This window comes from Bacteroidales bacterium (genome assembly GCA_021157585.1).
In the GTDB taxonomy this organism is placed as follows: domain Bacteria; phylum Bacteroidota; class Bacteroidia; order Bacteroidales; family UBA12170; genus UBA12170.
In genome coordinates, this window is record JAGGWH010000003.1 from 1 (window position 1) to 6,453 (window position 6,453).

Consider the following 6,453-nt stretch of genomic DNA (forward strand, 5'->3'; position numbering starts at 1 on the left):
GCTCTTGAGGAAGCGAGCGTAAACAATAATATAGAACCTTTTACCCTTTTCATCTCAGAGTTAGTTAAATTAAGTTTAAAAGGTACACCAGCAGCTAAAACAATTGAAAAATAAAAACAACACACAAAGACTTATGTCTATTTTTGATATTTTTTAAATTAAATTGCAGTTTTTGCGTAAACTCCCATTGTAAACAATACAAAAAAGCTAATGAACTCCATAAACTCTTTTAAAATAATCATTATCACTACCGCACTATTCTTAATAAATGGATGCTCAATAACTAAACTTCAAAAAAATGGAGATATAGAAAGTAATAAGTTTCATTATTCTATGGATTTTTCTACAGCAAAGGGCTTAGTACTAATACCGGCAAAAATTGACGGAGAACAAAAGAATTTTCTATTTGACACAGGTGCAGACCTAACAGTAATACAAAGGGCTACTCTAAAAGGAGACATATCGAAAATTAAAGGAGCATCCAAAAGGAAAATGGAATTAGGCAAAGAAATAGTTGAGTCGATTGAAATAGGAACAATAAACTTTAGAAATACTTATGCCTGGAACGGAGATATGAAAGGTCTAAAAGAGCAGATTAATAATTTTGGAGGTATAATAGGACAACCCATAATAAGTAAAGCCAATTGGCTAATTAATTATCCTCTTAAAAAAATAGAAATTTCAAATGAAAATTTAGCCGACAATTCATTTCAAAGCATTGAAATTAAAAGAAAAGGAGGTGTACCTTATACTTACATAACTCTTAATGGCACAAAATATAAAGTTGTAATAGATTTAGGTTCAACTTCATTATTCAACATTCCTAAAGATTCAAAACTTGGAAAGGAAATTTTGAGTACATACAATTTTAGAAATAATGAGAGGGAAAGATATACACTTGGAGGTAATCAAACCATAAAAGAAAAGATTGGTATTCTTCCTCTTATTAGATTAGGGAATATCGAATTTGAAAATGTAGAAACTACAGTAAATAATTCAAGTCAGTTGAGAATTGGAATGAGGTTTTTTGAAAAATGCGAAATCTACATTGACAATATAAATGATAAATATAAAATAAAAAAACTTGATAATGATTGAAGTACTGTTCACAACAAAAAATGACATTCTCGCCTTATGTTCTTTTTGCAACACACACAATTCACGATACCGATAATTATGTTCTATCTGATTTCTTTTCTAGAAAGGTATCTTTCCCTTGGTATCACCAAAGTTGGCTGATGCAGAATAAAATACTTCCCTGGTGGCAATTCTTAAGAGACACAAAACCAGTTGAAACAAACATTCTTTTAAGCGATCTTGCTTTGATGAATTGGGATTGTACTATTCCTCTTAAAATCAATAACATCCCCTGTTTAGTTGCTGAAATGGAAATACCTCTTAGTGCAGAAAGTGAATTGATGAAATCTTCTAGATGATTTAATATTCCTTCTTGTACCAATTCCTGTTTGAAATGTTCAGGAATTACAGGATTCCTTTCTTTTCTGTTTTTACTGATGTCAGCCTTAATTCTTATAACACCCTCATTAATCAATATATCACCAACTTTCATAAACCGAATCTCGTGTGGTCTTATATAACAATAGAAGATAAGTCGTGATGCTAACCACAATTGCGGATCATTTTCCAGCATATACTTTCTCATATTTCTCAAACTATGTTCCTGAAAATATCGTGGTGGTTGTACTGTTTTTAACTTTATCTCAATTTCTGCAAAAGGATTGATACGAATTGCTTTTTGCTTAATAATATAATCAAAAAGCCTTTGCAATAGCTCTTTGTACATCTGACGACTGTTAAATATTTTTCTTTCGTTTGCTAAATAATCGAAAAAATCGCGAGCTATTTTAGGAGATATAATTGTAATATCAACATTTGCCAGTTTTTTCTTTTTCAAATAATAAATAAAAATTCTTAGCTTACTCTGATAAGTAGTGTATGTTGATTTAGAAATATCGTGACATAAATAAGCTAAATATTTATTCGCCCATAATTAACATTCTTATTGCTCTTCTTATTTCTTCCTCCAAGATTAGTAATATTAGAATACTCTATCTCATCGTAAAAAATAATATCCTCTTCCTTTTCGGCGATAGGATCATATCCGTTTTTTAATTTGGTAGTAATTTCATCAATGAGCTTGGTTGCCCACATCGTTTTACCATTTTTTGATTTTCTTTCAGCAAAACCTTGATAAACTCTAATAGGTTCAAATTTTTGACTGCGTTCATTCCAGAATCTGTAATAAACAAACCATTTCTTGGTAACATCACCACCCCGATTGTTCAACTTCGGTACTGTGGCCATCTTTTTTCTGTTCATTTTGGTACTTTGTTTTTAGCCTCCCCTGGACAAAAACCACTTAGCACACCTTTTCAGAACAAAATTAAAACGCTGAAACCCTTTATTCATAGGAGTTTCAGCGTTTATCGGGTGAAAGACGGGGGTCGAACCCGCGACCTCCGGAACCACAATCCGGCGCTCTAACCAACTGAGCTACAATCACCATTTGCAGGCTTAAAGCCTTTAGCGGATGCAAAGATACATTATTTTATAATTTTGCAAATTAAAAACGGTCTTTTTTTCTGTCTTTTTATTTGTAAATTGCTTCCGTTTTTAGAAGGACAATCTCAATAATTTATGACCGAAACTAATAATCAATCATTTTTCTATAAAATACGAAATAATTCCTTGGCCTTTGTATCGTCAATAATTATTGGGCTTGCTGTTCTACTCGCTTTCTTTGCCTATTATATTGCTCCCGATTCCAGTCCTAATGCCAACAATCAGTTTCTTGAATTAAGCAAATTAAAACCGGGAACAGAAATCACTTTTATACAGCTTCCAAAAAACACAAAAATATCAGAACAGTTTTTTTTTAATCACTTACTCTTCGGTAAAACTTATAATTTTTCAGAAATCCCTATACAATCATACCATATATCGCAAGATAAATTAGCAATTGTTCCTTTTACAAAATCAAATACTTTTATAAAAGACACTATATATTTTCCATTAAGTAAGATTATAAAAGATTATTCTGAGGACAGGTTTACTGAGAATGCACAAATAAACAAAGCCCTCTCAAAAATAATAATCACAAAAACATTTTACTTAGGCTCCGACCGTTTTGGTAGAGATTTACTAAGTCGATTACTATTAGGTATGCGGATTAGTTTATCTGTAGGATTTGTAGCCGTTCTTATTGCCTTAATTATTGGAACTTCTCTTGGTTCTATTGCAGGATATTTTGGCGGAAAAATAGATGATTTTATTCTTTGGCTTATCAATGTGATCTGGTCGCTACCTTCTCTCCTATTGATTATTGCCATTACTTTTGCACTTGGAAAAGGATTTTGGCAAGTATTTATCGCCATTGGTTTAAGTATGTGGGTAGAAATTGCTCGCGTGGTACGCGGACAAGTTATTGCTTATAAAAATCAGGAATATATAGAAGCGGCAAAAGCATTAGGATATTCACATTTCCGTATTATTTTTCATCATATTTTACCCAATATTGTTGCTCCGGTAATTGTAATTTCAGCAGCCAATTTTGCCAGTGCCATTCTTGTAGAAGCCGGGCTTAGCTTTTTAGGCTTAGGCGTAGCTCCTCCAACACCAAGCTGGGGAAGTATGATACGCGAAAATTATAGTTCTATTTTTTTCGATTCATCTTACCTTGCCCTACTGCCCGGACTTGCTATTCTCTTATTGGTACTAACATTTATGCTATTCGGTAAGGGTTTACGCGAAGTATTTAATGTACGCTCCTATTGATTTGATTTCATTTGTCATAGCTTTGCAAAATGCAAAAAATGCTTACTTTTGCGCTTCAAAATAAATTTGATTAGCAATGGAAATTCCTTCAAGATATAGTCCTCAAGAAATAGAAGAAAAATGGTATAAGTTTTGGCTCGACAAAAATTACTTTCATTCAGAGCCCGACGAACGTGAGCCGTTCACCATCGTAATTCCACCTCCCAATGTAACAGGAGTTCTTCATATGGGGCATATGCTTAACAATACCATTCAAGATGTTTTGGTTCGTAGAGCCAGAATGCAAGGGAAAAACGCTTGCTGGGTTCCGGGTACCGATCACGCTTCTATTGCTACTGAAGCTAAAGTGGTAAATCACCTGAAAGAACAAGGGATAGACAAAGCCACCTTAAGTCGTGATGAATTTATGGAGCATGCTTGGGAATGGAAAGAAAAACACGGAGGAATTATTCTTGAGCAATTGAAGAAATTAGGTGCCAGTTGCGATTGGGAGCGCACCAAATTTACAATGGATCCGGATCTCTACGATTCTGTTATTGATGTATTTATAGATTTATACAATAAAGGATTGATTTACCGTGGTGTTCGCATGGTAAACTGGGATCCAAAAGCCTTAACTGCGCTCTCTGATGAGGAAGTAATCCATAAAGAAATAAAATCAAAGCTCTATTATATTCGCTATCAAGTTGAAGGCGAAAAAGATAAGTGGGTAACCATTGCCACAACGCGTCCGGAAACTATTCTTGGCGATACTGCCGTTTGTATCCACCCCGAAGACGAACGTTTTCAACACCTAAAAGGAAAACGTGTTTTAGTTCCTTTAGTAAATCGTGCTATTCCTATTATTCAAGACGAATATGTAGATAGAGAATTTGGAACAGGTTGTTTAAAAATAACCCCTGCTCACGATATTAACGATTATAATCTTGGACTAAAATATAAGCTTGATGTTATCGATATTTTTAATGATAACGGAACATTAAACAAATCGGCAGAACTTTATATTGGAAAAGATCGCTTTGTTGTAAGAAAAGAAATTTCAGAAGAACTGGAAGAAAAAGGCTTTATGGTTAAAATAGAAGATTACACCAATAAAGTTGGCTTTTCTGAACGTACCGATGAAGTAATAGAACCTAAACTTTCTTTGCAATGGTTTATGAAGATGCAAGATTTAGCTAAGCCTGCATTGGATGTTGTAATGAACGACAGCATTAAATTTCATCCTGCAAAAGTTAAAAATACTTACAAACACTGGATGGAGAATGTAAAAGACTGGTGTATCTCTCGTCAGCTTTGGTGGGGACAACGTATTCCGGTTTATTACCTTCCAAACAACGAAATGGTGGTAGCTAAATCTACCGAAGAAGCTTTGCTAAAAGCCAAAGAAACCTATCCTGAACTTGGAAATATCAGTTTGAATGACTTGATACAAGACGAAGACGTTTTAGATACTTGGTTCTCTTCCTGGCTATGGCCAATTTCTGTTTTCGATGGAATTAGGAATCCTGATAATAAGGAGATTAACTATTACTATCCTACCAACGATTTGGTTACAGCGCCAGAGATTCTATTCTTCTGGGTTGCTCGTATGGTAATGAGTGGACTGGAATACCGAAAAGAGATTCCTTTCAAAAATGTTTATTTCACAGGAATCGTACGTGATAAATTAGGCAGAAAGATGTCCAAATCTTTGGGAAACAGCCCCGACCCTATTAAATTAATAAACGAATATGGTGCTGACGGAGTTAGAGTTGGAATGCTCCTCACCTCGCCTGCCGGCAACGACCTTCCTTTTGATGAAGCACTTTGTGAGCAAGGTCGGAATTTTAGTAATAAAATTTGGAATGCCTTACGTTTAGTAAAAGGATGGGAAATAGCAAAAATTGAACAACCCGAATATGCCAAACGCGGAATAGAATGGTTAGATGCACGTATTAACGAAAGTCTCATTCAAATCGAAGATCATTTTAGCAAATACCGTTTATCCGATGCTTTGATGAGCACCTACCGTTTAATCTGGGACGATTTCTGTTCAAACTATTTGGAAATAATTAAGCCTGCTTATCAAGCTCCAATAGATGAAAAAACATATTTGCAAACCATAGCTTTATTTGAAAAGTTAATGAAAATATTACATCCATTTATGCCTTTCCTCACTGAGGAAATCTGGCATTTATTGGCTGAACGCGATGAAGAGGATAATATCATTTTAGCTCAAATACCAAAAGCAGGAGAATTCAATTCGAGCCATTTGTCACATTTTGCTACTGCTTCAGAGGTTATTAATCAGATTAGAAAAGTCAGGAAAGAAAAGAATATACCAAATAAAGAAAAGTTGGAATTGTTTTATAAAGGCAATTTAAACCCCGATTTTCAATCGGTAATTTTAAAACTTGGTAATTTAAGTGTTTTAGAAAATACTACTGAAAAACCTGACTCCAGTTTAGGTTTTATGGTAGGTGCTACCGAATTCTTTTTACCCATTAAAGATGCAATAGATATTGAAGCCGAAACAGCTAAGCTAAAAGCGGAATTAAAATATTTTGAAGGCTTTTCAAAATCGATAGAAAAGAAATTATCAAACGAACGCTTTGTAAATAACGCACCGAAAAAAGTAGTAGAATTAGAGCGCAAAAAACTCTCTGATGCCGCGCAAAA

At 34.1% G+C, this 6,453-nt stretch carries 5 protein-coding genes and 1 tRNA gene; 3 read left to right on the forward strand and 3 right to left on the reverse strand.

The genetic code is table 11. From position 1 onward, the window contains the following. Window positions 1–210: 210 nt before the first annotated feature. Window positions 211–1,098 (forward strand): aspartyl protease family protein, encoded by an 888-nt coding sequence (locus tag J7K39_00070; protein ID MCD6178276.1) that lies wholly within the window; start codon window positions 211–213, stop codon window positions 1,096–1,098. Window positions 1,099–1,222: 124 nt separating this feature from the next. On the opposite strand, the gene J7K39_00075 is transcribed toward J7K39_00070, so the two are convergent. The 3 genes from J7K39_00075 to J7K39_00085 all read right to left on the reverse strand — a co-directional run bounded on the left by J7K39_00075 (window position 1,223) and on the right by J7K39_00085 (window position 2,525). Beyond that, window positions 1,223–1,972: a site-specific integrase gene (locus J7K39_00075; protein ID MCD6178277.1), complete on the reverse strand. Its 750-nt coding sequence runs from the start codon at window positions 1,970–1,972 to the stop codon at window positions 1,223–1,225. Between the two features lie 17 nt (window positions 1,973–1,989). Beyond that, window positions 1,990–2,340 (reverse strand): hypothetical protein, encoded by a 351-nt coding sequence (locus J7K39_00080; protein ID MCD6178278.1) that lies wholly within the window; start codon window positions 2,338–2,340, stop codon window positions 1,990–1,992. Window positions 2,341–2,449: 109 nt separating this feature from the next. Then, window positions 2,450–2,525 (reverse strand) — tRNA-His (locus J7K39_00085). A gap of 133 nt (window positions 2,526–2,658) precedes the next feature. Here J7K39_00085 and J7K39_00090 point away from each other — a divergent pair. Together J7K39_00090 and J7K39_00095 are read left to right on the forward strand one after the other, a co-directional pair. Then, on the forward strand, window positions 2,659–3,795 hold the full coding sequence (locus J7K39_00090) for an ABC transporter permease (protein MCD6178279.1): 1,137 nt from the start codon (window positions 2,659–2,661) through the stop codon (window positions 3,793–3,795). Between the two features lie 76 nt (window positions 3,796–3,871). Continuing rightward, the coding region (locus J7K39_00095) for a valine--tRNA ligase (protein ID MCD6178280.1) at window positions 3,872–6,453 on the forward strand (2,582 nt) is incomplete at its 3' end.

Coding starts and splice junctions, on each gene's coding strand:
- J7K39_00090 (MCD6178279.1), top strand. CDS start 2,659: ATGACCGAAACTAATAATCAATCATTTTTCTATAAAATACGAAATAAT.
- J7K39_00080 (MCD6178278.1), bottom strand. CDS start 2,340: ATGAACAGAAAAAAGATGGCCACAGTACCGAAGTTGAACAATCGGGGT.
- J7K39_00070 (MCD6178276.1), top strand. CDS start 211: ATGAACTCCATAAACTCTTTTAAAATAATCATTATCACTACCGCACTA.